The sequence below is a fragment of the Rhodococcus sp. USK13 genome (genome assembly GCF_018343855.1).
In the GTDB taxonomy this organism is placed as follows: Bacteria; Actinomycetota; Actinomycetes; order Mycobacteriales; family Mycobacteriaceae; genus Rhodococcus_F; species Rhodococcus_F oxybenzonivorans.
Map to the genome: position 1 here is coordinate 2,879,131 of NZ_CP069242.1, position 26,904 is coordinate 2,906,034.

The following is a 26,904-nucleotide window of genomic DNA, read 5'->3' on the forward strand; positions in this document are numbered from 1 at the left end:
GCACTGGACGCTCACGCACTTGATCACGGTACTGCGGCTGGTTACCCTCTCGCCTGTGGATCCGCGGCGCTGCGGTCCCACTCGCGCGAATGCGCGCGGAGTGCATTCACAAGCGAAGACTGTGCTGACTCCGCGGTATCGCCTAGTCCCACCAGCAAGTTCACCATTGTCGGCTGCAGGACCTGGTCGACCGGATCGGGGAACTGGGCGAAGTGACCGCCCAACTCCAGGGTGACGAATCCGTGCACGCAGCTCCAAAGCTGCGTGGCGATAACTTCCGGATTCTCGCCGCCGCGGATGCGGTCGCTTTCTACGAAACGGGCACATCGGCCGACCAGATGCGAATACGCAGTCCCAAACGCCTCGGACTGGGCAGCGGCACCTGGGCGGGCTGGTCTGAGCTGTCGGTATCCACGGCGCGTCGCGAGGCCGAACATCAGGTCATAGAGATGCGGATTGGCCTGGGCCAGTTGTCGGCAGGCCAACGCAATACCGAAGAGATCCGCGGCGGGATCGTCGCTGGCGGGTACCGACTCGAAGGCAAGGGCGAGATCTCGGAAGCCTCTGTCGACTACGGCCTGAAGCAGCTCAGGCAGGCCCCCGAGATGGTAATAGACGGACATCGTGGACACCTGCGCCGCTTCAGCGACCGACCGCGCTTTGATCTCGGATGGGCCCGCCTTCGCGAGCAGAGTCGTCGCCGCGTCGACCAGCCGCTCGATGATCTGTTCGGACGTCAACCGAACTGTGGCCTCCTTGTCGGGGCTCGGCATCCGCGTCCACCTTCCCCAGTTCGCATCGCCCCGTGTGAGGGGCCTGGGAACGAGGTTACAAGAAGGTGCACGCGGCGTGCTGACCAGAACGGCGTCGCCGTACCGGTCAGCCGCGCTTGTCCTGCGCGTGCTCCAGGACCCAACCCGCGATCTGTGTTCGTGAGGTGAACCCGAGCTTGGTCAGAATGTGTTCCACATGGCCCTGCGCGGTGCGCGGCGATATCACCAGCTTGGCGGCGATGGCCTTGTTGGTGAGGCCCTGCGCTACCAGCTCTGCGACCTCTCGCTCCCGCTTGGTCAGGCCCGTCGCACTGCTACCGGCGGGCTGTGTCGTGGCCTCGGTGCGCTCGCCGAGGGCGTAGGCCACCGCTCCCTCGAATCCCATGAGCGCACCCTCCCTTCTGGCCGCCTCGAATGCGCGCTCACCCAGTGCAGTGCGAGTGAGCCGCTCGCAGTCCTCGTGGCGTACGAGCAAGGTGGGGAACAGCACAGAGGTGCTTCCCAGGGCACGGCCCAGCGCCTCTGCGGCCCCCATCAGGATGACGGCACGTCGTGCGCGGTCCTCGGTGCCGGCGATCCACGCCAGAGCCTCCAGGGTCATCGAGGCAGTGAATGGATCGTCCACCAACCGGCTCAGCCGCAAGCACTGTTCCAGCAGTTCCGCCGCCTGACCGCGATCGCCCTGCTGCAAGGCCGCCACTCCCAGCGCCCACAGGGAGTACGACCGGTATACCGATTCACCGTGTGCTTCCGTGATGTCCAGAACCTTCTGATGGCACTCGATCGCCCGCGGAACATCTCCCTGCAATTCGTACACCAACCCGAGCATCATCAGCGCCCACACCCGCAATGACAGGTCGCCGCGGTCGCCGAATACCTCCAGGGCTACCTCCATACGTGTGCAGGCATGAGGAAGGTCGCCGCTGACGAGGCCAAGAAGACCGTCTGCATGTGTGACCCGTGCGCGCACCAGCGGGTCGGTTATCTGCGGGATCAGAGCCTGCGCTTCGTCCACCAGAGCCCTCGAGGCCGGAAGGTCACCCTGAACGCCCGCGAAAACGCTGGCGGCGTACAGCGCCCCGACTCGTGAATCGGTCGGTTGCGCGGGGTTGTGCGCCAGGGCGCGGTCGAGCCAGTGCCGTCCCTCCCGGAACAGTCCGCGGGAGAGCCAGAACGGGAACAGGGCCGCCGCTATCCGGAGACCGGCCTCGGCGCCGGTGTCGGGTTCCTCCAACAGGCAGAACTCCATCGCCTCACGCAAATTCGACTGTTCCCTCTCGAGCCGCGCTATCGACTCCAACTGCTGCGGACTGATCCACTCGGCCTCCACCTGGAACACCAAACGCTGATACCAATCGCGGTGCCGTCGTCGCAATATCGAATGGATGCCGGTCTGCTCGGCCTTTTCCTTGCCGTAGTCGCGCAGGGTCTCGAGCATCCGGAACCGCACCGCCGAGCCGGCGTCTTCCCGGATCAAGATCGACTTGTCGACCAATGCCGTCACTGTGTCGAGCAACTCCTCCGAAGTCAGGTCCTCCCCGCAGATTGCCTCGGCAGTATCCAGTTCGAAACTTCCCGCGAACACCGACAGCTCGCCCCACAGCTGCTGTTCCCGAGACGTACAGAGCTCATAACTCCAGTCGATGGACAGTCGCAGGGTCTGCTGGCGCGTCGGTGCACCACGATTGCCGAGGGTCAGCAGCGTGTATCGGTCGGTCAGGCGCTGCAGGATCTGCTCGGGCGACATCGCCCGTAACCGTGCCGCCGCCAGCTCGATCGGCAACGGTAGGCCGTCGAGTTGGTGGCAGATTCGGACCACCGTCATCCGGTTGTCCTCGGTAAGTTCGAATCCGGGCACGGCGGCAGCGGCCCGCTGCGCGAACAACGTCACCGCGTCGTACCCGGGCAACCCGCGCAGCGACGTCTCGCGGTCCGGGGCAGGCACCGTCAGCGGCGGTACACGCAGCACCGCCTCCCCGCCGACGCTCAGGGGTTCGCGGCTCGTGGCCAAGATCCGCAGCTGTGGACATGTGCGCAGCAGCATCTCGGCCAATGCCGCGACAGCCTCCACCACCTGCTCGCAGTTGTCCAGTACAAGCAACAGGTGCCGGGCGTCGAGGAACTCCGCCACCACGTCGTCGAGCTGTCGCGCGGGCTGATCCCGGAGCCCCAGCGCGGAGGCCACCATGTCCACCAGCAGCGACCCGTCCCGCAACTCGCCCAGTTCGACCAACCAGACTCCGTCGCCGAATCCCCGCCGGACCTCGGCGGCCAGCCGAAGCGCCAGACGCGTTTTCCCGACACCACCGATCCCGGTCAACGTCACCAGACGCGAGGACGACAGCAAGTGCTTCGCCTCGGTCAACTCACGGCGGCGCCCAACGAAGCTGGTGAGCTCGAGCGGGAGATTACTCACCGGAGTCCTCACGGCGGGTGCCATCGACGGTGAAGGTGGCGGAGCCGCCGTGGACCTCGGGCGGGCGCGCGCCGGATCCGGATCGCGCCGTGAGGCGGCCTGTTCCCCGGACAGGGCCATCTCGTCGACCGGGAAGCCGTGGCGGAGCTGGATCCGGCGCAGTTCATCGCCGAAGTCGGCGGCGGTGGCAGGACGCTGCCGCGGGTCGGTGGCCATAGCGCGGCCGACAATCTCCGATACGTCGTCGGGAACGCCGTGCTCGCGCAGGTCCGGAACCGGTTGGGTGGTGATCCGGAGAAAGTGGGCGACCACATGCTCACCGCTGTGGCGTTCGAACGCCGCGTGACCGGTGACGGCGCAGAACACCGTCGCACCGAGACCGTAGATATCCGAGGCCTCGGTCGGCGGTTCGCCGCTGAGCACCTCGGGCGCGGTGAAGGCCGGTGACCCGGTCACGGTGCCGGTAGCGGTCTCGAATCCGCCGGCGATATGGGCGATGCCGAAATCGGTCAGCGCCGGCTCCCCGTAGTCGGTGAGCAGGATATTCCCGGGTTTGAGGTCCCTGTGCAAGACCCCGAGGCCGTGTGCAGTCTCGAGCGCACCGGCCATCTTCACCCCGAGCGTGAGTGCTTCCTCCAACGACAGTGGGCCGTCGCGGCGTATCCGGACGTCGAGCGAGTCCTGCGAGTGGTAGGGCATCACGATATAGGGGCGACCGCTGTCGGTGGCTCCGACATGCAGTGCGCTCACGATGTGCGGATGCCCGGTGAGGCGACCCATCGCCCGCTGTTCCCGGAAGAACCGAACCCTGTTCTCCTCGTCGAGGTCCGCAGCAAGGACCTTCACCGCCACAGTGCGGTCCAGCGCCGATTGCACGCAGCGGTAGACGACACCGAACCCGCCACGGCCGATCTCGTGGGCGTCCTCGAACCCCTCAGCGCTCAACTCCGCCGTGACCGTGTGGGCCACGCCGCGCTGGGTCTCGAACGGATCACCTGCGGCCATCGGAGTGTCCTCACCGTCTCCCCGCAGAGCGAGAACAGGACCTGGACGATCCGATCCTCGATGAGGCAACTTGCCTCGTCTCGAAGGAGAATGTGCCTTCAGGATATCGCCGCCTGGCAGGCAAATGGGACCGCGATTCAGCATCAGGGCAACAAAGGGGGGCCCAATGGCAGGTCCTCGTCGAGGTCACCTCCGCCCACAGCATGACCCCACGGTGATCTCATTTCTGTCAGTTGCCGACTTTCGGCAGCAGCAACGCGACGCGTAGTTTCTGGTCGATCGTCTGCGACAGAGTGAGCGTCTCATCCAGCTTCTGGCCGAGCGCCTGCGCGTTGACGTTCGCATCATCCAGGGTTGCCGCTATCCCGCCGAGCGGAACAACGGCCGCACCGGCCTCTCCGCCTGCCCCCCGACCGGCAGAAATGGTGCCTGCCAAAGGGGCGTCAGCCTCGGTCAGCGTGGTACCGAGGGTGCCGAGTTGGTCACCGAGAGTGCCCAGCACCTGATTCGCTCGGGTGAGGGAATCGATGACGCCGACCACCTCCGGCAGCCCTTGCCGTGCCGCCTCGGCTGCGGGTGGCAATTGATGCGCCCCGTCGAGCGCGGCATCGGTCGTCGCGTCGAGCTCTTGCGCCTGTACGACACCGTTTTTGAACGTGTCATTCGTGATACCCAGGTCTCTCGTGAGGATCAACAGGCCGCTCAACACCGCAATGGTGAATGCCAAGGTGATCGCCCAGGACAACCGAAATCTTTTCTGCATGTGCATCTGCATGTTCACTCCGTCGAACGAAAGAAAGGCTATCCGGATGCTCAGGGAAGAGGCAGCGGCGGTAACGGTGGTGCCTCGAAACCCAAGGACGGGATACCGAGACTGTTGAACGGAGGTCCCACCACTGCGAGGAGCGGACCGAACTCCCGAACATGCGCAGCTTCTTCCTGGATCGTCGCCAGCGTCGAGGCGATCCCCGACATCTTCGGGCCGAGTGCGAGAACAGTGAGTTGCATTGTGGTCAAACCCTCGTGGATTCCCTGCAGCTCCGTCGCGACGGAACCGACCGCCGTCGACAGTCCGTCGACGGTGGCGCCGGCCTCGTCGGAACGCGCGGTAACGCTCGTCACCACGTTCGGCAATGGCGCCGAGATGTCCGCGACCTTCGATGCATTGCCCCTCAAAGTCGCTGACAACGGCGACAGTTCGACACTCCGACCGACCAACACGGCGAGGTCGTTAGACATGGGTCCGAGAACCTGGATGTCCGCCGCCAACCGCGCGTGCTTCGGTTCCAGTTCGACGGTCAGTTCGTCGAGTCGTCGGGCCGAATCGATAATCTGCACGCTCAAGGTCGACGGCCGACCGAGAGGGTCGCTGATATCACGAAACGTGGGAAAGAAGCCGTTGATTACGCACAAGCCGATGGCGGGCGCCACACCGAGTACCAGCACAACCGCGGCGAAAGTTCGACTGCCCACCATTACTTCCCTCCCGTCGGGGCGGGGATCAGATTTCCCTGCGCCGGAAGCGGCGCGAGTTTGACCGTCGTACGCTCGAGTTCGGCGTTGAGCTGATCGGCCACTTGCAGGGCAGCCAGAAGCCGATCGTTCACCTTGACCACCGCCACGTCCGCGTCGGCGGAGATGGCGTGTAGCGATCCGGCTGCGCCTTGAAGCGACGAGGAAATGCCATGGAGCTGGTGGGCGATAGAGACGTCGTTGTGACCGGCAGCCACCAACGTATGCATGTCGGGCAGCATTGCGGCCAGCAGATCAACGTCCACGGCCGTCGCCGAATTCAGTTCGGCGAGAACTGTTCTGAGGTCTGCAAGCTCGCTTCGCACACGGGCAGGCGCGGCCAGATCGGCCCGCTCGTCGAAGTACTGATTGGCCTGCCCGAAGTTGTCCACGATGGCGTGGGTGCTTTGCCGAACCGCCAGCCCCTCGGAAATTGCGTTCAGCACGAGCACGAGCAGCACGGCAGACATGACCGCCGCTAGTCGGCCCAGCCATTCGGTGGCAATCGAGTACCTGGTGACAGGGTGAGTGACCGCGAACCCCTCTGATTGCGGGCCAGCCGAGGGCAACACGGCACTTCGAGGTGCGGTCAGGTCGAAAGGACCATTCGGGCTTCGGTTCTTACGTCGCATGTCACGTCCAGTCGGTCGAGAGGCAGGGGTGGCGGGCCGGTCGGTACTCAGCCCGGCAATGGAAGCATCTGATTGATCGTCGCCGCGGATTCAACCGCACTCTGTAAGTCGACGATCAATCCCTCGATCACCGCCAACAAATCTTCGCCCTGATGACCGAACGCCTGAGCGGAGTCCACCAGGGGAAGGATGACGTTGTGGACCTCACCGAGGATGTGCGCAATCACGGCAAGTTGCTCATTGGTGATCTGGGCGCCTCGAGCGGTGCTCGACAGAGAGCCGGCAACCGGCGTGATTGCGTGATGCAGTTCCGTCAGGAGTGGCCCTAACGCCCTGATGGATTGGAGCGCCGACTCCGCAGTCCCGGTCAGCTGAGTCAGTTCTCCGAGCTCCGCGGTGAGCTGATCGTTGACATCGAGGAAGCTCTCGGAAACACCGACACTGGTCGCGTTGACTCGTTGCTGGCTGTCCAGGCTCCTGTTCAGGTTGAAGATCACGATGGAAAACAGGCCGAGTACGGCGACGGCTACCAGTGCGAGAACCGTTCTGGCCGGTCCACCAGGTCGTCCGAAAAACACCATCAGTTACTTACCTTCCGGACAGATCGGCGGCGGCGGATTCCACGGAAAGACGGGTGTCGTGCATTTGGCCGGCCGTCACACGCACGTCGTCCAGGATGGCCGACATCGTCGCGCGATTCTCCGACAAGGCCGTGGCTGCACCGTTCGCCGGTGCCTGCAATGCGCCGATGCGAGTGCTGAGGGATTCGAGTGAACCGACCAGCTCGGCGACGTCGACGCCGGTATGGTCGAGAATTTCCTGCAGATCTACCGAAATTGTTCCGACGAGGGTGCTGAGCTCAACCGACACCGCTTCGCCCATGCCGAGAACATCGGTCAGGCACTCACGCACCCTGTCCAGTGCCGCGAAGGCACTCACTGTCACGCGCTCGTGCTCGACGAGCCGAGTCAGGGACGGGTTGTAGCGGTCTGCCGCTTCGACAGACTGCTGCAGGCGCCCAGGCGTTGCGGTGAGATCGTAGATTCTCGGGCCGAGATAGAAAACGCCGAGTGGGATCAATACCGATACCACTACAGCACGACCGATCCGGGTACTGCGGGAAACTTCACATCCGGACGACACCGATCGAAGAACGGTGGTGTCCGCCCCGACTTCGGGCTCCGCGCCATGGTGCACGAGGGCGCCGAGCCTGTGCGAGATGGCCGCCATCATGACACCACCGGCACAGGCGCGGCCGGGTTGTCGCTGTCGTTGAGCGTGACGGAATGGTTGGGGGTGATGGCGGCTGACATTGGTCCTCCTGGGGCGTGTGGATCCTGAAGAAGGGCGCTCTGACCCCGGGTCGGGGTGTGGTGTTTTGTGTTATTGCGCGCCGTCGCGGGCGGCGATTGCGTTGATGGCGGAGAATTGCAGGGTCCAGAGGTTGGCGTGGTTGGGGTATTTCGCGGACATGGTGGCGACGAGGTCGTCGGCGTCCTTCGCGGTGGGGAAGGCGGTGATGAAGTCTTGGATGTAGGAACGGGTTTGGGTGATCATGGTGTCGACGGCGTAGTCGTCGCCGTCGGGTCTGCGGTGTCCGCAGACGATCATTTTGGGTTGGAGTTTTTCCACGACGTCGATGGTGTCGAGCCAGTCCTGCCATTCGGCGGGGGTGGACAGGCCGAGCATGGGGTAGATCTCGTTGTAGATGGAGTCGCCGGCGATGACGGTGTCGATGTCGGGGATGTGCACGATGGTGGTGGGGTGGACGTCGGCTTGTTTGACTTCGATGATGTGCAGGGGGGAGCCGTCGACGTAGAGGGTGTGGCTGTCGAGGGGTTCGGGGAGGGGGCGGCGGGGATGACGGCGTCGCCGAAGAGCAGGTTCCATTGCATGGTTTGCAGGTCCATGGTTTCTTTCATGGACTCGATCACGTGGGGCAGGGCGACGCATTTGACGTCGGGGAATCGTTCCTTGAGGGGTCCGATGCCGAGGTAGTGGTCTTGGTGGTCGTGGGTGATGTAGATGGTGGTGAGTTTTTTGCCGGTGCGTTCGATCAGGTCGCCGAGGTCCTGGACGTCGTCTTTGAGGTAGAGGGCGTCGATGAGGACGATTTCGGTTGCGCCGCTGATCAGGATGGCGGTGGTGGGGGAGAAGGTGCCGTCCGGGATGCCGGGGAATTCGACGGCGGGGACGTTGGGCCAGCGGCTGACGAAGACAGTGGCGCGGATGGGGACCGTGGGGGTGTGGGTGGGGGCCGTGGAAGTGGTGGTGTCGGTAGTCATGGGGGTACCTCCGGTTGCGGTGGTCGGCTGGAAGCTGCGGGTCGTTCAGGCGCGTAGGTGGGTGACGAAGTGGTCGCGTGCGGCGGCGGAGACCTGGTCGAAGCCGGGGCCGGTGTAGAAGTCGAAGTGTCCGCCCTGTGTGACGAGGAGTTGTTTGGGTTCGCGGGCGCGTTCGTAGGCGTCGAGTGCGAGGGCGTAGGGGGTGGAGGTGTCTTCGTTGGCGACGATCATCAGCAGTGGGGTGGGGGAGATCTGGGTGATGAAGCTGCCGGGGTCGTATTCGGAGGCCAGTTCCAGGCTGCGGGCGGTCATTTCGTTTTTCCAGTTCGGGGCGCGGAGCGCCGCCGTTTTGGTGAACCATTCGTAGGCGTCGGTTTGGGGCATTGCGGCCTGCCCCATGGGGTCGGGGGAGACGGCGGGGAGCATCGCGGGCTCGCCGTCGTGGAATCGGTTGGCGCGGTCGGCGGCGAGGTTGTCGCGGACGTGGAGGAGGAAGTCTCCGCGTAGCAGTCTGACCAGGGTTTCCGGTCCCGAGACGAAGGGTACCTGGGCGACGACTGCCTTGACTCGTTTGTCGATCGCGGCGACCATCAGCGCGTGTCCACCGGCGAAGCTGGTGCCCCAGACTCCGACCCGGTTTCCGTCGACCTCGGGGCGGGCGATGGCGTAGCTGATCGCGTTGCGGATGTCGCGGTACTGCAGGACGGGGTCGAGTTCTTGGCGGGGGGTTCCGTCGCTGTCGCCGAAGTTTTGGTGGTCGTAGGCGATTGCGTTGAGGCCGGCTTCGGCGAAGACGCTGGCGTAGTCGTCGAGGTGCATTTCTTTCACGCCGGACATGCCGTGTACGAGGATGATGACCGGTGCGGGGTCGGTCGTGTTCTGCGCGGGGTAGAACCAGCCGCGGAGGGTGACGTCGCCTTCACCCTGGAATTCGATGTCTTCGCGATTCATGTGCTTTTCCTCTTCACGCCGGGTTGTGTGTCGGACACTGCCAACCTAGGAACCGGTGAGCGGGCACCGATAGAACGAGTGCGCCCTTCACTGGTACCTGTGCGCCAACACATCACCCGAAAACAGACAACCGACACGCGCCGTCGATCAGGACGTACGCTGCTACTCCTCGGCCCGATCGGCCGCAAATTGCTTCGCCGCCTTCGTGCACCATTCGGTCCAGGACAGTTCACTGTCGATGCCCGCCTGCAGGATCAGGTGCTGGAGTCGTTGTCGGCGAGACGTCAGGGGACCTTTGAAGTCCCGATCCTCTATATCGCGGTACGTCTGGAGAAGGGACCGGTGATAGTCCAAATGCTGGTGAATGTCGTCCGTCAGGTCGACGTCGCCCAGAACGGCGGCGGCGCGCATGCGCACGAGGAGCGGATCCCTGAGGGGCACCGGCTCTTGCCTGGTGTCCACCCATTCTCGTAGATAGCGCACGCCTGTTTCGGTGATCTCGTATGTGCGAGGTGCGCCCCTGCCTTTGACCTGGCTGGCATGCGGCTGGATGAGACCGTCCCCGGTCATAATCCCGAGTTCACGATAAATCTGCTGGTGGGTCGCATGCCAGAAGTAGCCGATGGACGAGTCGAAGCGTCGCGTCAGCTCCTTGCCCGTGGCGGGGCGCTCCACGAGCGCCGTCAGGATCGCGCACCTCAGCGACATCGATTGCGACCTCCGTGGTTTCTCGTGTGACGTATGGCGCTGCCAACTTTACTCATGCGGCTCACACCACTTGTGCAACAAGTTGCACAAAAGCTAGTCTTCGCAGCGAGACAGCACATAGCCGCTAGCAAAGGACGAGATCGATGACCGCCTTCCGCAGACTGTTCGAACCGCTGCAGGTGGGGCCGTTGACCCTGCCCAATCGGGTAGTGATGGGTTCGATGCACCTGGGCTTGGAAGAAGTCGAAGGCGGATTCGAGGCGATGGCGGAGTTCTACGCCGAGCGTGCACGGGGCGGTGTCGGGCTCATCGTCACCGGCGGCGTGTCTCCGAACCATGCCGGCAGGCCGTTCGAGGTGGGCGCGACACTGTCCACCGCCAACGACGTAGGGCGGCACCAGCTGGTGACACGATCGGTGCACGACGCGGGCAGTCGAATCATATTGCAGCTCCTGCATTTCGGTCGCTATGCCAAGCATCCAGATCTCGTGGCGCCGAGTTCCGTGCGAGCGCCGATCAATCGTTTCGTTCCGCGCGAGATGGACCCGGTAGAGATCGAAGAGACCATTGACGACTTCGCAGCGGCGGCTGTGCTGGCGCAGACCGCCGGTTACGACGGTGTCGAGATCATGGGGTCCGAGGGCTATCTGATCAACGAATTTCTCGCGCCCCGTACCAATCTCCGGCTCGACGAATGGGGCGGGGACTTCGATAACAGGGCACGGTTTGCCCTCGAGATCGTGCGCCGCACCCGCCGATCGGTCGGCGAAGACTTTCTGATCTCTTTCCGGATTTCCGTCACCGATTTGGTTCCGGACGGTTCCACCTTCACGGAGACGATCGAACTGGCGCGGCGACTCGAGCAGGCCGGGGTGTCGATTCTGAGCACCGGAGTCGGGTGGCACGAATCGAGTATCCCGACGATCGCGTCACCGGTGCCTGCGGGAGCGTTCCGAGACTACTCGGCGAAGATTCGCGCGGCTGTGACTGTTCCGGTCGTCGCGAGCAACCGGATCAACACTCCTGAACTCGCGGAGGCCATCTTGGCCAGCGGTTCTGCGGACCTGGTATCGATGGCGCGTCCGCTGCTGGCTGACCCGGACTTCGTGAACAAGGCACGTACCGGGAGGGCGCACCGCATCAACACCTGCATCGCCTGCAATCAAGCGTGCATCGACCATACGTTGGCCGAAAAGACGACGACCTGCTTGGTAAATCCCCGGGCAGGCCATGAGCTCACGTTGCTGGTCGCCCCGCCGAAGGTTGGCAAACGCGTCGGCGTGGTGGGGGCCGGGCCTGCGGGGATGGCATTCAGCGCGTTCGCCGCCCGACGGGGCCACCAGGTGACACTGTTCGAAAGTCGTCCCACGCTCGGCGGGCAGTTCGATCTGGCCTGGCGTATCCCGGGTAAGTCGGAGTATCGCGAGACGATCAGATATTACGAGGGTGAACTCGAGGAAGCGGGTGTCTCGGTCCGGCTGAAGACACAGGCTGATGCCGAACTGTTGGTGTCCGAGAATTTCGACGAAATCGTTCTCGCGACGGGAGTGAAACCACGCGAGATCTCGATCGCCGGAGCATCGCATCCGTCGGTGGTCAGCTATGTCGAAGTCCTTCGCGGAAGGGCACCGATCGGTGACCGAGTCGCGATCATCGGTGCCGGCGGCATCGGTTTCGATATCGCCGCGTTCGTCACCAACGAGGAATCGTCCGATACCCATGCACGTGAGGACTTCTTCCGGCACTGGGGAGTGGACGTCGATCCGGATGTTCCGGGCGGAGTGCGGGCACCGGTGAAACGCGGATCCGCACGCAGGGTCTATTTGCTTCAGCGGAAGACCGACAAGGTGGGTGCGGGCCTCGGGTTGACCACTGGCTGGATCCACCGGGCACACGTCACGTCTCGCGGAGTGGAGATGATGTCGGGGGTTACCTACGAGGCCGTCGACGACGCGGGTCTGCACATCACCGTGAACGGTCGCGCCACCACGCTGGACGTGGACACGGTCATCGTGTGTGCCGGACAATTGCCCGAGCGTGACATCTACGACGAGTTGCTGACACGAGGGATACCGACACACCTCATCGGGGGAGCGTCGGTCGCTGCGGAACTGGACGCCAAACGCGCCATTCGGGAGGGCGCGGAACTGGCCGCCAGCATCTGATCGGCGGCGGGTCTCATCGAATGAGGGAGGAGCGGTCCGCCTGTCGGCGAACCGCTCCTCCGATCGGTCGTTGCAGGGTCTCCGGTTCAGCGGTGCACCCCTCAACGTTCCACAGCTCAGCTCGCGTTCACCTTGGGCATGATTTCCTCGGTCAGACGCTCGAGGTCGTCCATGGTCTTCGAGGTCGGCACGTCCCTGAATGGTGGCCACAGAAGCGGCATTGTGAGGCCGGCCTCCTTGTAGCTCTCGAGCCGATCCTCGATTTGTTGAGCCGTACCCCCGAGCAAGTTCGTGGCCTTGCCCGCCGGGCTCTGATCGACCGGCTCATCGGTGATGACGAACCAGATCATGCTGGCCCTGTAGACCGTACTTCGCGATCCGCTTTGCCGAGCGCTTCGGATCCTTCAGGCCTGAGAAGTAGATCCGCGGGCCAGGTTTCTGGATCGGCTTGTGGCCGAGTCCTGATAGCGGAAAGTCGGCGAATTCGCCGTGGTACTCGAACAACTCGTTGAACCAGATGCCCTGCATGATTTCGATTGTCTCGCGCACGTGCCCGTGTCGGCGGGGAAACAGGTGCGGGACGCTGGCGGCCGCGAACTCCTCGGGCATCCAGCCCGCACCGACCCCGACGTTGAGCCTGCCGTTGGATAGGTGGTCCTGAGTGGCGAGTTCAGCGGCGAGAACCCCGGGGGAACGGTACGGGGTGTCGATGATGCTCATGCCGATCTGCACCTTCCGAGTCTTCGGGGCCCGCCATGGGATCAGAGTCATTCCTTGAAACCACTTGCCTCGCGGAATGACCGGCACGCTGTCAGGCAGGTCGGTCATCATGCCGAACGGGTATTGGAGCTCCGCCCGGTCGGAGGTTTCGGGGACGACAATCCGGTCGAGCGTCCACACCGAATCGAAGTCGACGTCCTCGGCGAGGGCGGTGAGATCTCGAGTTCTTGCAGTGTCACGTGGTCGCGGAAGTTCGGAAGGTAGAGATCTAGCTTCATCGATCGGGCTCCTCACAATGTCGGCGGCGATACGTCCAGCCTGAAGAAACAACGCGATAGTGCTGACGCGACGCAGATTCTGTCTCGGTGGACTTTCAGCACCGCTCAACGCGGTCGCTCGTGCACCCCAACGCTCCGTCAACTACCACTGTGGGCTGTGCTGACTTCGGTGTGTGTGTTTCTCAGGGTGGGTTTGTCGATTTTGCCGACGGCGTTCTTGGGGATGGCTTTGATGATGTACGCGGTGGGTCGTTTGTAGCCGGTGAGGTGTTGTTCGCAGAGTGTGGTCAGCGCTGTGGTGTCGATGGTGGCGCCTGGTCGTGGTTGGACGTAGGCGACGACGATCTCGCCCCATTTCTCGTCGGGCACACCGATCACGGCGGCTTCGAGGACCGAGGGGTCTGTGGTCAGAACATCTTCGATTTCCTTGGGGTAGATGTTCTCTCCGCCGCGGATGATCATGTCCTTCGACCGTCCGACGAGAACGAGGTAGCCGTCGGGGTCGAAGTGGCCGACGTCGCCGGTGTGGAGCCAGCCGTCGACGAGGGTGCGCGCTGTTTCTTCGGGGCGGCCGAGGTAGCCGCGCATGATGTTGGGGCCTCGGACGATGACCTCACCGTCCTCGCCGTTGGCCAGTTCGGTGCCGTTGTCGTCGACGATCCGGATTTCCTGGCCGATGAGGGGGAGTCCGACGCTGCCGGCGCGGCGGGGGCCGTTGACTGGGTTGCAGGTGGAGACGCAGGTCCCTTCGGAGAGTCCGTAGCCCTCGATCAGTGGGAACCCGTAACGCTTCTCGAACCGGGTCAACAACACGTCCGAGGCGGGTGCGGCTCCGCAGGCCCCGAATCGCAACGACGAGGTGTCGGGGACGAGCTCCGGGGGGAGCGCGGCGAGCATGTTGTAGATCGTGGGTACCGCGCTGAAGTAGGTGGGGCGTTCACGTTCGACGAGGTCGAAGAAAGTTTTCGGGTCGAACCGGCCGACGATGACGGCGCTGCCACCAGCGAGCAATGGAGAGAGAATGCTGACAATGATGCCGTTGACGTGAAAGAGCGGCAGGATCAGCAGGGAACGGTCCCTTGGCTCCAACGCCAGTGCCACGCCCATCATTTCGGCCATGGCCTCGATGTTGCTGTGGTCGAGCATGACGCCCTTGGGTGTGCCGGTCGTGCCGCTGGTGTAGACGAGTAGCGACAGGGCGGTCGGGTCCAGGATCGGTGCCGGATCGAACCCCGCGTGGTCGGTGTAGAGGGCGTCGGCGGAGAGAGTCGGGGTGTCCGGTGTGGTCGAGCCGTCCTCGATGACCAGCAGGCGCGCGTGGGAATCGCGTAGTTGGCGTTCCACTTCGATGTCGGTCATGCTGGGATTGACCGGTGTGACGGTAGCGCCGATCCGCCAGGCCGCGAAGAGCAGCACGACGAACTCGAGGCGGTTGGTCAGTTTCACGGCGACGACATCGCCGGCACCGATCCCGAGTTCGTGCAGGTGATGTGAGGCCGCCCGTACGCGCGTGAGCAGCTCGGCGTTGGTGAGCGACTGCCGCCCGTCGGAGATCGCCGGCCCGTGCGGGTCCAGATCGGCGCGGTGGTCGGGCAGGGAAGCGAAATGCATGGCGTACCTATCGGGTCGGGTTGGGGTGTGGTGTTTTGTGTTATTGCGCGCCGTCGCGGGCGGCGATTGCGTTGATGGCGGAGAATTGCAGGGTCCAGAGGTTGGCGTGGTTGGGGTATTTCGCGGACATGGTGGCGACGAGGTCGTCGGCGTCCTTCGCGGTGGGGAAGGCGGTGATGAAGTCTTGGATGTAGGAACGGGTTTGGGTGATCATGGTGTCGACGGCGTAGTCGTCGCCGTCGGGTCTGCGGTGTCCGCAGACGATCATTTTGGGTTGGAGTTTTTCCACGACGTCGATGGTGTCGAGCCAGTCCTGCCATTCGGCGGGGGTGGACAGGCCGAGCATGGGGTAGATCTCGTTGTAGATGGAGTCGCCGGCGATGACGGTGTCGATGTCGGGGATGTGCACGATGGTGGTGGGGTGGACGTCGGCTTGTTTGACTTCGATGATGTGCAGGGGGGAGCCGTCGACGTAGAGGGTGTGGCTGTCGAGGGGTTCGGGGAGGGGGCGGCGGGGATGACGGCGTCGCCGAAGAGCAGGTTCCATTGCATGGTTTGCAGGTCCATGGTTTCTTTCATGGACTCGATCACGTGGGGCAGGGCGACGCATTTGACGTCGGGGAATCGTTCCTTGAGGGGTCCGATGCCGAGGTAGTGGTCTTGGTGGTCGTGGGTGATGTAGATGGTGGTGAGTTTTTTGCCGGTGCGTTCGATCAGGTCGCCGAGGTCCTGGACGTCGTCTTTGAGGTAGAGGGCGTCGATGAGGACGATTTCGGTTGCGCCGCTGATCAGGATGGCGGTGGTGGGGGAGAAGGTGCCGTCCGGGATGCCGGGGAATTCGACGGCGGGGACGTTGGGCCAGCGGCTGACGAAGACGGTGGCGCGGATGGGGACCGTGGGGGTGTGGGTGGGGGCCGTGGAAGTGGTGGTGTCGGTAGTCATGGGGGTACCTCCGGTTGCGGTGGTCGGCTGGAAGCTGCGGGTCGTTCAGGCGCGTAGGTGGGTGACGAAGTGGTCGCGTGCGGCGGCGGAGACCTGGTCGAAGCCGGGGCCGGTGTAGAAGTCGAAGTGTCCGCCCTGTGTGACGAGGAGTTGTTTGGGTTCGCGGGCGCGTTCGTAGGCGTCGAGTGCGAGGGCGTAGGGGGTGGAGGTGTCTTCGTTGGCGACGATCATCAGCAGTGGGGTGGGGGAGATCTGGGTGATGAAGCTGCCGGGGTCGTATTCGGAGGCCAGTTCCAGGCTGCGGGCGGTCATTTCGTTTTTCCAGTTCGGGGCGCGGAGCGCCGCCGTTTTGGTGAACCATTCGTAGGCGTCGGTTTGGGGCATTGCGGCCTGCCCCATGGGGTCGGGGGAGACGGCGGGGAGCATCGCGGGCTCGCCGTCGTGGAATCGGTTGGCGCGGTCGGCGGCGAGGTTGTCGCGGACGTGGAGGAGGAAGTCTCCGCGTAGCAGTCTGACCAGGGTTTCCGGTCCCGAGACGAAGGGTACCTGGGCGACGACTGCCTTGACTCGTTTGTCGATCGCGGCGACCATCAGCGCGTGTCCACCGGCGAAGCTGGTGCCCCAGACTCCGACCCGGTTTCCGTCGACCTCGGGGCGGGCGATGGCGTAGCTGATCGCGTTGCGGATGTCGCGGTACTGCAGGACGGGGTCGAGTTCTTGGCGGGGGGTTCCGTCGCTGTCGCCGAAGTTTTGGTGGTCGTAGGCGATTGCGTTGAGGCCGGCTTCGGCGAAGACGCTGGCGTAGTCGTCGAGGTGCATTTCTTTCACGCCGGACATGCCGTGTACGAGGATGATGACCGGTGCGGGGTCGGTCGTGTTCTGCGCGGGGTAGAACCAGCCGCGGAGGGTGACGTCGCCTTCACCCTGGAATTCGATGTCTTCGCGATTCATGTGCTTTTCCTCTTCACGCCGGGTTGTGTGTCGGACACTGCCAACCTAGGAACCGGTGAGCGGGCACCGATAGAACGAGTGCGCCCTTCACTGGTACCTGTGCGCCAACCCGCCGGCGCCGGCGAACAGTGCGCCGATCTCCTTGCCGATCCCCTGTGCGGCGCCGGTCACGACCACGGTGCGGCCGGTCTAGTCGAAGCTCAGATTCGTCATGGCAGGTTCCCGGGCTTGCCCGGCCATGGAAAACAGGTTGCAACTCATGTCGCTTCCTCACACTTTGGGGCGAAGGTGGTTGGGTAATAATGAAGTTCGGTTGGTTTGCGCTGCGACTACTTGCCCTGAAAGTTGGCCTGGCGGCGCTCGATGAACGACTGGATACCTTCTTGAAAGTCGTGACTGTGGAAGACGGCGCCCTTCACGTCGTCGATCGCGGCGATGGCGGCGGTCTCGCCCTGTTCGATGTATTTCAGGGCGGACGCCTTGGTGGCTTGAACGCCGAGCGGGGCATTGGCGCAGATTTCACGCGCCAGTTCGATTCCGCGCTCGATGTGCTGGCCGAAAGGCACGATTTCTTGGACGAAGCCGAGCTCGAGGGCGCGCTGGGCGTCGAACTTGTCAGCCCGGAGCAGGTGGTACATCGCATTACCCCAGCCGGTCCGGGTCAGGTAACGGAAATGGGCACCGCCAAGGGGTGCGAGGCCGCGCGCGACCTCGAGCTGCTGGAACTGCGCGGTATCGGCGGCAACGACAATGTCGGCGGCGAGCATCATCTCGATGCCGACGGTCAAGGTGAGGCCCTGAACCACGGCCACGATCGGCTTGGTTGCGCGCCGCCCCAGAGCGAACGGATCGACCAGAGTCGGGTCGATGTCCGCGTCTGCTTCCGGGCCGAAGAACTTCGGCATGTCCAAGCCTGCGGTGGTGTTCTTACCGGCGGAGCGGAACACTGCAACCCATAAGGATTCGTCCTCGTCGAATGTTGTCAGATGCTCGGCGAGCTGGCGCAACATGTCCGGCGTGTAGGAGTTCAACTTGGACTCGTTCTCGACCGTGATGATCGCGATGTTGCCGTCCCTCTCGAGGGTGACCTCGCCGGGCGTGTGCTCTTGACTCATGAAATGGCTCCTTGTCCATGGTGAGTTCGCGCCGGCGACGTGGACGCGGCGACTAGACTGAATCGTCTAGTCGTTGTCGTCAAATGTCAACAGCGCACACGTCCACGCGATAGCGCCCGCTTCGCGGGCTTCCCGGCGTGACCGTTCGTCATTGCATACTGGCGGTGGCGCATACATACCAGGGCGCGGCGCACTCGTCCTATGAGCCACCGGTCGCGCATTCGTAGGTTTGTGCTCGTCCCACACCTCGCGACCGCCGGACATCCAAAGATCGGGAGATCGGTCATGAAACCGGCGACGCCCGAACTGTGCCGGGACCCGTTCCGTCTCCTGCTTTCAGGGGAGGGAATGGGAGACAGGATCTCTCGAATCGAGCTGACCATTAACCGGAGGTCACGATGAAGAAGTTGCACATGCGGGCGTTCGGGAAGCCGAGCATGGCTTCGGAGCTGATCGAGGCGGAGACTCCCAAACCCGGAGCAGGACAGGTGCTAGTGGCGATGGAAGCCGCCCCGATCAACCCATCCGACGTGCTTCTCATCAGGGGACTCTATGGGCATCGCCCGACCCTGCCCGCAGCCCTGGGCACCGAAGGCGTCGGTCGAATCGTCGCCGTTGGCCCTGCCGTCGATCCTGCCCGCATCGGCGAGCGGGTCCTGATCATTCCTACCTTGAAGCACGCCACGTGGCAGGACCAGATCGCGATCGACGAGGACGACGTCATCGTGGTCGATCCGGCGGCCGATGTCCTTCAGCTGGCGATGCTCGGCGTCAACCCTGTGACGGCCGACCTCCTGCTCCGTCGCTTCGTCGATGTCCCGTCTGGTGGATGGGTCGGACAGACCGGCGGAAATTCTGCTCTGGGCCGCTACGTCATCACCCTGGCCAAGCAGGCCGGTTACCGCACTCTCAATGTAGTGCGCCGCCCCGAAGTCGCCGCGGAGCTGCTGGAGTTGGGCGCCGACGCAGTCGTCGTCGGTGGACCGGATCTCGGTGTGCAATTGAAGAAGGCGCTCGGGGACGAGCGGATCTCACTCCTGCTGGACGCGACAGCCGGGGACGTGGTCGCGGAACTCGCTCCTTGGCTCGTCCATGGGGGCACCCTCGTCAGCTACGGAGGAATGAGCGGCGCCCCGGTCGTCGTCCGACCGGGCGACCTCATCTTCCGCGATCTTCATGTCCGGGGCTTCTGGCAGAAGGGCTGGCTCGACACAGCGCCTCGCGAGGAGTTCACCGCCGCCTATGCCCGGCTCGCCGCCCTCGTCGCCGACGGCACCTTGCGGGTCCCCATCGCGGCCACCTACCCGCTGGAGAAGTACCAGGACGCCCTGATCCATGCCACCCAGGCCGACCGCGTCGGCAAGGTGCTCTTCGCGTGGTGACGGTAATGCGGCGAATTATGGTGATCCACTGTTCGAACACGACAGATGTGTCGGGATATCGGTTCAGAACCCTCGGTCGGAGCCGTCCGCCGTAGCGCTGCGCGCGCGCAGCAAACGCGTCTGGGCCGCAGCTTCGAGCTGCCGCTGATGCTCGACATGCAAGACCTCGGCCGACTGCACCAGCTGCTTGACCTCTCGCGCGGCGGCGGTGTCTGCCTGCAGGAGAGTGCGAGCCATGGCCCGAGTTTCGCTTTCGAGATCGTTGACAGGCACCACGCTGTGTGCGAGTCCCAGTGAGAGCGCTTCCGTGGCAGCAACATTGCGTGCAGTGACGCAGATTTCGAGTGCGCGGCCGTATCCGACTTGCCGGACCAGGGGTGTGACCCCGGTCAGGTCGGGCACCAGGCCGAGTGCGACCTCCTTCATGCAGAATGTTGCGTCGTCGGCCAGCACCCGGAGATCGCACGCGAGTGCGAGCTGGAAGCCTGCACCGACTGCGTGTCCCTGGACGGCGGCGATCGAGATGAAGTTCGAGTTACGCAGGAACAGGAAGCCGTCTTGATATTCACGTATGGTGCGCGCGACGGTCATGTCGGAACCGTCGAGTAGGCCGGAAATGGTCTCGCCGTCGGCAGCCTCGTGCGGCGAGGCAGGGTCTTTCAGCATCGATCGATCCAAACCGGCCGAAAAACTACGCCCTTCAGCGCGAACGATGACAACGCGGATGTCAGTCGGCATTGTCTGCCCCAATGCGGCGAGTGCTCGCCACATTGCCGGGGTCTGTGTATTGCGTCGTTCAGGTCTGCACAGCGTGATTTCGGCTATCGGTCCGCTCTGTGTGAATCGGAGGCCTGCCGACTGCAACTCGGCCTCGGTCGGGCCAGTCATCGAAAGATGTTTCGCTCCAGTCATCTTCACTTCTCCCAGTTCGATACGCACTGTGGGCGCTCGGCTTGCAGTCCGGGCGGAGTGCAGCGGACCCAACGATCATCGACCTCGAGTTCCCATTATGCAACATGTTGCATTAAAGTTGCCGGTGGTGGTACTTTCTGGTCGATCCGCTATCAGGCTCACACTTGGCCCCCGATCGCGAGCGGTCTCTTCTTCTGCCGGATGGGTGTGTGCGTCGCCCACCTCACGTCTCGGAAAGGACGTCATGTTCCCCGAACTGTTCGCGGTGTCAGGTAAGACGGTTCTGATCACCGGCGGTACTCGTGGCATCGGCTACATGATCGCCGAGGGTTATCTCCGGGCAGGCGCCCGCGTGTACATCTCTTCCCGTAAAGAAGCCGCGTGTGTCGAGGCAGCGGAGCGCCTCTCGGAATTCGGTGAGGTACATGCCATCCCGTGCGACGTCACCAGCGAGGAGCAGTGTGTGGCGCTGATCGACGCTCTCGGTGCACGGGAGCCGAGCCTTGACGTGCTGGTCAATAACGCCGGTGCAACCTGGGGTGCACCGTTCGACGAGTTCCCCGACTCCGCGTGGGACAGGGTGCTCGCCGCCAACGTCAAAGCTCCTTTCACATTGACCAAGTTGGCGCGCCCGCTTCTGGAGAAGGCGTCCAAGCAACACGACCCTGCCCGCGTGATCAACATCGGCTCGATCGACGGGCTGGCAGTGCCGGGCGTCAGCAATTTCTCCTACTCGGCGTCCAAGGCCGCCATCCACCACCTCACTCGCCACATGGCCGCGGAGCTCGCGCCAGCGATTCTGGTCAATGCCATTGCGCCCGGGCCGTTCCCGTCGAAGATGACGGCTGCAATGTTGACGGAGGTCGGCGATCAGCTGAGAGACGCCTCTCCGGTCGGCCGGATCGGCGAGCCCTCCGACATTGCTGCGACGGCAATCTTCCTGAGTTCTCGTGCCTCGAATTACGTGGTCGGTGCGGTCATCCCGCTCGACGGCGGTCTGAGTACAACCATCGGCCTCACATTTTAAAAGGACCACTTCCGTGTACATAGCACCACTTGCCCAGTACGACTTCCTCTACACCGAGGTTCTCGGCACAGACATTCTCGAGACCGTGACACACGGTGAGATCAAGGCCGCTGATGCTGCCGCAGTACTGACTTCAGCAGCGGATTTCGCCGTCGAAAAGCTGCATCCGCTCAATACTGTCGGTGATCGTGCGGGCAGTGTGCTCTCCGATGGTGCTGTCACGACCCCGGTCGGGTACAAGGAGGCCTACCGTTCCTTTGCCGAGGCCGGCTGGGTCGGGTTCGGCCTCGATCCCGCAATCGACGGCGGAGGTGCGCCGTTCCTGCTCTATAACGCGGTTTCGGAGTTGTGGTCCGCAGCCAATCCGGCGTTCTCGGTGTGCTGGCTGTTGTCGACCGGTGCAGCCGCGGCGTTGCACTCGGCCGCCAGCCCGGAACTGAAGGATGTGTACCTGGCAAAGGTGGTGTCCGGGGAGTGGACCGGCACGATGAACCTTACCGAGTCGGATGCCGGTACGGATTTGTCTGCGATCCGCACCATCGCCCGACCCAACGAGGACGGTACGTGGGCGGTCACCGGGCAGAAGATCTTCATCACGTGGGGAGATCACGACCTCACCGAGAACATCGTGCATCTCGTGCTCGCCCGTACTCCGGATGCTCCCGTGGGACTGGCCGGGTTGTCGCTGTTCGTGGTTCCGAAGTTCCTCCCCGATGGCCGAGGCGGTGTTGGTGAACCCAACCGCGTCACCACTCTTTCCCTGGAACACAAGCTCGGTCTTCATTCCAGTCCGACCTGTGTGCTGGAATATGCCGACGCGACAGGCTATCTCGTCGGAGACCTGCACGGCGGCCTCTCGGCGATGTTCGTCATGATGAACACCGCCCGCATCGGCATCGGACTGCAGGGCCTGGGGCTGGCGGACCTCGCCTACCAGCAGGCTCGCGACTATGCCCAGCATCGAGTGCAGGGCAGGGTGGTCGGACGACCGTCGGGTTCCCCTATCGCCGAGCATCCCGACGTTGCTCGCCTGCTGACGTCGATGTCGAGTTCTATTTCGGCGATGCGCGCCTTCTCGATGCAGGTTGCCGAGTGGTTCGACCGCTGGCAGCGCGCCGACTCGCCCGACGCCGCGGACCTCGCCGAGTTCTGTGTGCCGATCCTCAAGGCCTGGTTCACCGAGGAAGCTGTCCGCATCGCCTCCGACGGGGTCCAGGTATACGGCGGATTGGGTTTCATCGAAGAAGCGGGTGCGGCGCAGCACTATCGCGATGCTCGGATCATGCCGATCTACGAGGGCACTACCGCGATCCAGTCCAATGATCTGCTCGGCCGCAAGCTGATTCGCGATGGGGGAGTGACTGCGCGACGCTTGTTCGATCAGATAGACTCCAGCGTCGGATCGCTTGGGGTGATCGAGCACCCGGTGGCGGCGCGTACGGCGGAACGGCTCGATCGCGCCCTGCAGACCGCGCGTGACGCCACCGAGGCACTTCTGTCTCACGCGGCGAGGAATCCTCGTGACGCCTACGCCGCCTCGGTTGATTATCTGACGATGCTGAGCCTTCTCGTCGGGGCGTGGATGCACGGCCGCATCGTCGCGGCTGCGCTCGCCCACCCCGAATTGTCCACCGCCGACCAGCAGCGCCTGACCGAGGCCGACTTCTACGGCGCCCATCATCTCAGCCGCGTTCATTCGCTGGCCGAGGCGATACGCGCAGGTGAAATCGGATGAGCGGCCGCACTTGAACAAATCCCCGGTAGCACGGAAAAGCCGCAGAATGAAGAACTCACAGAAAGCACGAATATCCATGAGCGACCTCGCGATCGATGTCTATACCTGCCAAGCTTTCGAACTGCCCGGTGGCGGTTCGTTCTCACCCACCACCTCCACACTGATCACCGGGCCGACCGAAGCGATACTCGTCGACACACAGTTCCTGGCCACAGACGTCGACGAGGTGATCGAGCAGATCGAGGACTCCGGCAAGCGGCTGACCACAATCTTCATCACCCACGGCCATTTCGACCACTTTTTCGGCCTGGAGCGGCTGCTGAACCGATTTCCGGAAGCCCGCGCGGTCGCAGTACCGGCCGTGGCGAAATCCATCGCCACCAACCTCGAGAGTGATCGCGCCTATGTCCGCGATTTCTTCGGCGGGCAGGCCCTTGACAACGCCGCGGTACCCGAACCGCTAGACAACTTGGTCCTCACCGTCGATGGCACGGAAATGCTGGCCATCGAGATCGAGCAAGCCGACACCTCGCCTACCGCGATCATCCATCTCCCCACCCTGCACACGGTGATCGCCGGGGACGTCGTCTACAACGGTGTCAATCCCATGCTGGCAATGACCAACCGGAACGACTGGCCCAACTGGATCGCCAGCGTCGATTACCTCGCCTCGCTGAACCCCACCACGGTGGTCGCCGGACACAAGCGCCCCGAACTGGACGACCCGGCCGCGTGCATCGACGAAACGCGTGAATACCTGCAGGAATTCGTGGCCAACGTCGATGACCTCGAGAACGCACGCGAACTGGTCGCGCACATGCAGTCGCGTTTCCCGGACCATGCCAATCCCTCGACGCTGGTGGTGTCGGCGGTGACGGCATTCAAACAGAAGAAGAAAAACGCGTGACGCCGTCATCGCGTGCATGCCAGCTGAAGACTCGACCGACTCGGTGCCTCTTACGTCTCGCGCGCTGAGATCGCCTCGGCGGACGCGTAATCACCGTCGCGTCCGCCGAATGCTGTTGCGCCACCTGCGGATCGGACGTGCTCGTCCGTACATCCACCCAGGCGGATCTGATTCGCTATCTATCAAAGGCCAACTCCCGCATGACCGAGCACACTCCTGCCCGCAACCGCGAACAATGGGTCATCGACGAGATCGACGCGCTGGTCGATTGGCAGTTCGAGGAAGGTCGCAGGCGAGGTGACGGCCCGCGACCAAGCGAAACTGCGCTCACCAATGACAAATCGACCGAGATGGTCGGTGCGCTCTCCTACGCAATCTCCCAAGTATGTATGTTTGTGAACGGTGTGCATCGGTTCGCGCGGACGATTCCGCTGATTGCCCAGTTTGAAGCCGCGGTAGGTGCTCGACTACACCCGCGCCGCGGACCGGGCGTCCCAGGCTCACGATAATCCTCTGTCGGGTACCCCCGTCGCGGCTACCGGGAGGAGCGCCCGAAAGTTCTGCCGAAAGCGTTGATCAGGCCGAGGAATCGACGATGCCGGCGGCGTCGAGCAGTGTGCCGGCTGTCTCGACAGCGAGGCAGTCGAGGCGCTCTGCCTGAACGACGGAGCGGGCGCTGGCTCCGTCCAATACGAGAGTGAGCTGTCGGGCCAGCCGGGCGGGGTCGTTCGCACCGCCGCGCTCGGCCTCCTGCTGGAAGAACGAGGTCAGCTTGTCCTTCTGCCGACGGGCCACCACACTCGCCGGATGCTCGGGCGCCTTGACTTGGACGGCCGCCGCAACGAACGGGCATCCACGAAATTCGTGTGTCCGCTCCAGGTCTTCGAATCGTTCGAAAACGTGCAGTATCCGTGCCCGGGGCGCACGGTCGTCGTCGTCGGCTGGCAACAGCGAACCTTGATAGTCCGGTGCCGTGCGCTCCAGCAGGCTGGCGGCGACCAGGTCATCTTTGCTGTCGAACAGCTGGTACATCGACCGCTTGGATACACCGGCCGCTCGGCACACAGCGTCGACGCCGATGTGGACGCCCTGCTCATAGAACAGCTTCGCTGCGGCGTCGAGCAACCGGTCGCGCGAAGAGACGGCACCGGCACCCGCCGCAGACGACGGCAGTGTTGCGTTGGTCATAGGCAACAGGTTACCCCTCGAGTTGCGCTTTGAAAACCGATCTGTTTTCCTCATTGGAAACAGATCGGTTTTCGAACTGATTGGCACATGACCAGCAACAAAGGGGACACATGACTACAACGATTGGGGCACCTGCCTCAGATAAAGCAGGCCGTCGCGGCTCGCACGCCTTGCGCTGGTGGGTGCTTGTCGTGCTGGGCGTGGCTCAGCTCATGGTGACGCTCGATGCGACTGTCGTGAACATCGCGCTGCCCGCTGCCCAGCAGGACCTCGGTTTCAGCGACGGCGATCGGCAGTGGGTCATCACCGGTTACGCGCTGGCGTTCGGCAGCCTGCTGTTGCTCGGGGGCCGACTGGGTGACCTGTTCGGCCGGCGTAATACCTTCGTAGTCGGTCTGATCGGATTTGCGGCCGCGTCTGTCGTGGGTGGCGCGGCCGGCAACTTCGAGATCCTCGTCGCGGCACGTGTCGGCCAGGGCGTCTTCGGTGCTCTGCTGGCCCCCGCCGCGCTCTCCCTGCTCACTGTGACTTTCACTGAAAAGTCCGAAAGAGCGAAGGCCTTCGGCATTTTCAGTGCGTTGTCCGGTGCAGGCGCCGCGATCGGTCTGCTGCTCGGTGGGATGCTGACCGAATGGGCGTCCTGGCGCTGGGTGATGTTCGTGAACGTCGGATTCGCCGCCGTCGCACTGGTCGGTGCGGTGCTGCTGCTGGCGAAGCATGTCACCACCGAGCGGCCCAAGCTCGACATTCCGGGCACCCTCGTGGTGAGCGCCGCATTGTTCGCCATCGTCTACGGATTCGCGCACGCCGAATCATCCGGCTGGACCGACCCGGTCACGCTCGGGTGCCTGATCGGCGGAGTCGTACTGCTCGCGGTGTTCGTCTGGCTGGAGGCGAGGGTCGCACATCCGCTGCTGCCCCTGCGACTGGTGCTGGACCGCACGCGCGGTGGTTCATTTTTGGCGGTGTTCGTCATGGGCATGGGGATGTTTTCGATTTTCCTGTTCCTGACCTTCTATCTGATTGTCAGCCTGGGCTACTCGCCGATCGAGGGAGGTCTGGCGTTCCTGCCGATGGTCGCGGGCATCGTTCTCTCGTCGACCACGGTGCCGTCGCTGCTGTTGCCCAGGGTCGGTCCGAAAATTGTCATCAGCAGTAGCTTCCTGGTGTCCGCAGTCGGGATGGTGTGGCTGACGCAGCTCGAATTGGGCAGCAGCTTCGTCGTCGATGTACTGCCTGGCCTCGTCTTGCTGGGTATCGGCCTCGGTGGTGCGATGACCACCGCGTTCCAGGGCGCGACCGCAGGTGTGCACCACGAGGACGCCGGTGTCGCCTCGGCGCTGATCAACACCAGCCAGCAGGTGGGTGGCTCGATCAGTACGGCGCTACTGACTACCGTCGCCGCGTCGGCGATGACCGACTACCTGACCTCGCACCAGCCCGGCCCGCTGACCGTGGCGCAGGCCCACGTTGCGAGCTATACGGCCACGTTCACGTGGGGCATCGGAATATTCGTGGCCGGTGCGGTGATCGCGGCGTTCCTGGTGCCGAATGCAGCTCTGGTACCTTCGGAGGGCGAATTGGTGCTGGCGCACTGAGCTGTTCCGCTCGAACAGCACCACGCCCACGTCGCGATGACGCGGGCGTGGTGCTGCTCTCGTTCGGCCGCGCGAGGAATGTTCGGGCGAC

25 protein-coding genes and 2 pseudogenes are annotated in these 26,904 nt (G+C 63.7%); 9 read left to right on the forward strand and 18 right to left on the reverse strand.

Annotated features, from left to right (window positions below):
* Positions 1-41: 41 nt before the first annotated feature.
* The 8 genes and pseudogenes from JQT59_RS15870 to JQT59_RS15905 all read right to left on the reverse strand — a co-directional run bounded on the left by JQT59_RS15870 (position 42) and on the right by JQT59_RS15905 (position 8,509).
* Positions 42-773 (reverse strand): TetR/AcrR family transcriptional regulator, encoded by a 732-nt coding sequence (locus JQT59_RS15870; RefSeq protein ID WP_213576910.1) that lies wholly within the window; start codon positions 771-773, stop codon positions 42-44.
* A 106-nt stretch (positions 774-879) separates the two neighbouring features.
* Positions 880-4,194, reverse strand: coding sequence for a protein kinase domain-containing protein (locus tag JQT59_RS15875; protein ID WP_213576911.1), 3,315 nt, complete (start codon positions 4,192-4,194; stop codon positions 880-882).
* Positions 4,195-4,423: 229 nt separating this feature from the next.
* Positions 4,424-4,969, reverse strand: a complete 546-nt coding sequence (locus JQT59_RS15880) for a hypothetical protein (protein ID WP_213576912.1) — start codon at positions 4,967-4,969, stop codon at positions 4,424-4,426.
* A 38-nt stretch (positions 4,970-5,007) separates the two neighbouring features.
* Positions 5,008-5,670, reverse strand: a complete 663-nt coding sequence (locus tag JQT59_RS15885) for a hypothetical protein (RefSeq protein ID WP_213576913.1) — start codon at positions 5,668-5,670, stop codon at positions 5,008-5,010.
* A complete protein-coding gene (locus JQT59_RS15890) occupies positions 5,670-6,176 on the reverse strand; it encodes a hypothetical protein (protein ID WP_213576914.1) in 507 nt (168 codons plus the stop codon). The genes JQT59_RS15885 and JQT59_RS15890 overlap by 1 nt, the downstream gene beginning before the upstream one ends.
* A gap of 209 nt (positions 6,177-6,385) precedes the next feature.
* The gene (locus JQT59_RS15895) at positions 6,386-6,919 is read right to left on the reverse strand and encodes a hypothetical protein (RefSeq protein WP_213576915.1); all 534 of its coding nucleotides are present in this window, start codon (positions 6,917-6,919) and stop codon (positions 6,386-6,388) included.
* Positions 6,920-6,926: 7 nt separating this feature from the next.
* Positions 6,927-7,571 (reverse strand): hypothetical protein, encoded by a 645-nt coding sequence (locus JQT59_RS15900; RefSeq protein WP_249354466.1) that lies wholly within the window; start codon positions 7,569-7,571, stop codon positions 6,927-6,929.
* A gap of 150 nt (positions 7,572-7,721) precedes the next feature.
* Positions 7,722-8,509, reverse strand: a pseudogene (locus JQT59_RS15905) (MBL fold metallo-hydrolase).
* On the opposite strand from JQT59_RS15905, the gene JQT59_RS37050 reads away from it, so the two are divergent.
* Complete coding sequence (locus tag JQT59_RS37050) at positions 8,442-8,741, forward strand: hypothetical protein (protein ID WP_249354698.1); 300 nt, start codon at positions 8,442-8,444, stop codon at positions 8,739-8,741. The pseudogene JQT59_RS15905 and the gene JQT59_RS37050 sit on opposite strands and share 68 nt — an antisense overlap.
* On the opposite strand, the gene JQT59_RS15910 is transcribed toward JQT59_RS37050, so the two are convergent.
* The gene (locus JQT59_RS15910) at positions 8,669-9,574 is read right to left on the reverse strand and encodes an alpha/beta hydrolase (RefSeq protein ID WP_213576916.1); all 906 of its coding nucleotides are present in this window, start codon (positions 9,572-9,574) and stop codon (positions 8,669-8,671) included. The genes JQT59_RS37050 and JQT59_RS15910 overlap by 73 nt on opposite strands.
* 162 nt (positions 9,575-9,736) lie before the next feature.
* Positions 9,737-10,282 carry a PadR family transcriptional regulator gene (locus JQT59_RS15915; RefSeq protein WP_213576917.1) on the reverse strand — a complete coding sequence of 182 codons (546 nt, stop codon included), beginning with the start codon at positions 10,280-10,282 and terminating at the stop codon, positions 9,737-9,739.
* 143 nt (positions 10,283-10,425) lie between these two features.
* Here JQT59_RS15915 and JQT59_RS15920 point away from each other — a divergent pair, with 143 nt between their 5' ends.
* The gene (locus JQT59_RS15920; RefSeq protein ID WP_213576918.1) at positions 10,426-12,447 is read left to right on the forward strand and encodes an NADPH-dependent 2,4-dienoyl-CoA reductase; all 2,022 of its coding nucleotides are present in this window, start codon (positions 10,426-10,428) and stop codon (positions 12,445-12,447) included.
* A 116-nt stretch (positions 12,448-12,563) separates the two neighbouring features.
* Here JQT59_RS15920 and JQT59_RS37055 read toward each other — a convergent pair whose 3' ends face one another.
* The 4 genes and pseudogenes from JQT59_RS37055 to JQT59_RS15935 form a co-directional block, all read right to left on the reverse strand.
* Positions 12,564-12,797: a hypothetical protein gene (locus JQT59_RS37055; RefSeq protein ID WP_249354468.1), complete on the reverse strand. Its 234-nt coding sequence runs from the start codon at positions 12,795-12,797 to the stop codon at positions 12,564-12,566.
* Positions 12,772-13,461 carry an LLM class flavin-dependent oxidoreductase gene (locus JQT59_RS15925; RefSeq protein WP_249354470.1) on the reverse strand — a complete coding sequence of 230 codons (690 nt, stop codon included), beginning with the start codon at positions 13,459-13,461 and terminating at the stop codon, positions 12,772-12,774. Before JQT59_RS15925 ends, JQT59_RS37055 begins: the two co-directional genes overlap by 26 nt.
* Before the next feature lie 122 nt (positions 13,462-13,583).
* Entirely contained in the window at positions 13,584-15,056 is a 1,473-nt protein-coding gene (locus tag JQT59_RS15930; RefSeq protein WP_213576919.1) for a class I adenylate-forming enzyme family protein, read from the reverse strand.
* A gap of 40 nt (positions 15,057-15,096) precedes the next feature.
* Positions 15,097-15,884: pseudogene (locus JQT59_RS15935) on the reverse strand (MBL fold metallo-hydrolase).
* Here JQT59_RS15935 and JQT59_RS37060 point away from each other — a divergent pair.
* Complete coding sequence (locus JQT59_RS37060) at positions 15,817-16,116, forward strand: hypothetical protein (protein ID WP_249354698.1); 300 nt, start codon at positions 15,817-15,819, stop codon at positions 16,114-16,116. The pseudogene JQT59_RS15935 and the gene JQT59_RS37060 overlap by 68 nt on opposite strands.
* Here the strand turns inward: JQT59_RS37060 and JQT59_RS15940 are convergent.
* Positions 16,044-16,949, reverse strand: coding sequence for an alpha/beta hydrolase (locus tag JQT59_RS15940; protein ID WP_213576916.1), 906 nt, complete (start codon positions 16,947-16,949; stop codon positions 16,044-16,046). The genes JQT59_RS37060 and JQT59_RS15940 overlap by 73 nt on opposite strands.
* 329 nt (positions 16,950-17,278) lie before the next feature.
* Positions 17,279-18,064 (reverse strand): crotonase/enoyl-CoA hydratase family protein, encoded by a 786-nt coding sequence (locus tag JQT59_RS15950; protein WP_213576920.1) that lies wholly within the window; start codon positions 18,062-18,064, stop codon positions 17,279-17,281.
* A gap of 398 nt (positions 18,065-18,462) precedes the next feature.
* On the opposite strand from JQT59_RS15950, the gene JQT59_RS15955 reads away from it, so the two are divergent.
* The gene (locus JQT59_RS15955) at positions 18,463-19,446 is read left to right on the forward strand and encodes a zinc-dependent alcohol dehydrogenase family protein (protein WP_213576921.1); all 984 of its coding nucleotides are present in this window, start codon (positions 18,463-18,465) and stop codon (positions 19,444-19,446) included.
* Between the two features lie 63 nt (positions 19,447-19,509).
* On the opposite strand, the gene JQT59_RS15960 is transcribed toward JQT59_RS15955, so the two are convergent.
* Positions 19,510-20,358, reverse strand: a complete 849-nt coding sequence (locus JQT59_RS15960; RefSeq protein WP_213576922.1) for an enoyl-CoA hydratase/isomerase family protein — start codon at positions 20,356-20,358, stop codon at positions 19,510-19,512.
* Between the two features lie 244 nt (positions 20,359-20,602).
* On the opposite strand from JQT59_RS15960, the gene JQT59_RS15965 reads away from it, so the two are divergent.
* The 4 genes from JQT59_RS15965 (at position 20,603) to JQT59_RS15980 (ending at position 24,536) form a co-directional block, all read left to right on the forward strand.
* A complete protein-coding gene (locus JQT59_RS15965; protein ID WP_213576923.1) occupies positions 20,603-21,385 on the forward strand; it encodes an SDR family oxidoreductase in 783 nt (260 codons plus the stop codon).
* Between the two features lie 13 nt (positions 21,386-21,398).
* On the forward strand, positions 21,399-23,120 hold the full coding sequence (locus tag JQT59_RS15970; protein WP_213576924.1) for an acyl-CoA dehydrogenase family protein: 1,722 nt from the start codon (positions 21,399-21,401) through the stop codon (positions 23,118-23,120).
* A 76-nt stretch (positions 23,121-23,196) separates the two neighbouring features.
* Positions 23,197-24,027 carry an MBL fold metallo-hydrolase gene (locus JQT59_RS15975; protein WP_213576925.1) on the forward strand — a complete coding sequence of 277 codons (831 nt, stop codon included), beginning with the start codon at positions 23,197-23,199 and terminating at the stop codon, positions 24,025-24,027.
* Positions 24,028-24,227: 200 nt separating this feature from the next.
* Complete coding sequence (locus JQT59_RS15980) at positions 24,228-24,536, forward strand: hypothetical protein (protein ID WP_213576926.1); 309 nt, start codon at positions 24,228-24,230, stop codon at positions 24,534-24,536.
* Positions 24,537-24,603: 67 nt separating this feature from the next.
* Here JQT59_RS15980 and JQT59_RS15985 read toward each other — a convergent pair whose 3' ends face one another.
* A complete protein-coding gene (locus JQT59_RS15985) occupies positions 24,604-25,215 on the reverse strand; it encodes a TetR/AcrR family transcriptional regulator (RefSeq protein ID WP_213576927.1) in 612 nt (203 codons plus the stop codon).
* Between the two features lie 110 nt (positions 25,216-25,325).
* On the opposite strand from JQT59_RS15985, the gene JQT59_RS15990 reads away from it, so the two are divergent.
* Positions 25,326-26,813: an MFS transporter gene (locus JQT59_RS15990; protein WP_213576928.1), complete on the forward strand. Its 1,488-nt coding sequence runs from the start codon at positions 25,326-25,328 to the stop codon at positions 26,811-26,813.
* Positions 26,814-26,904: the final 91 nt, after the last annotated feature.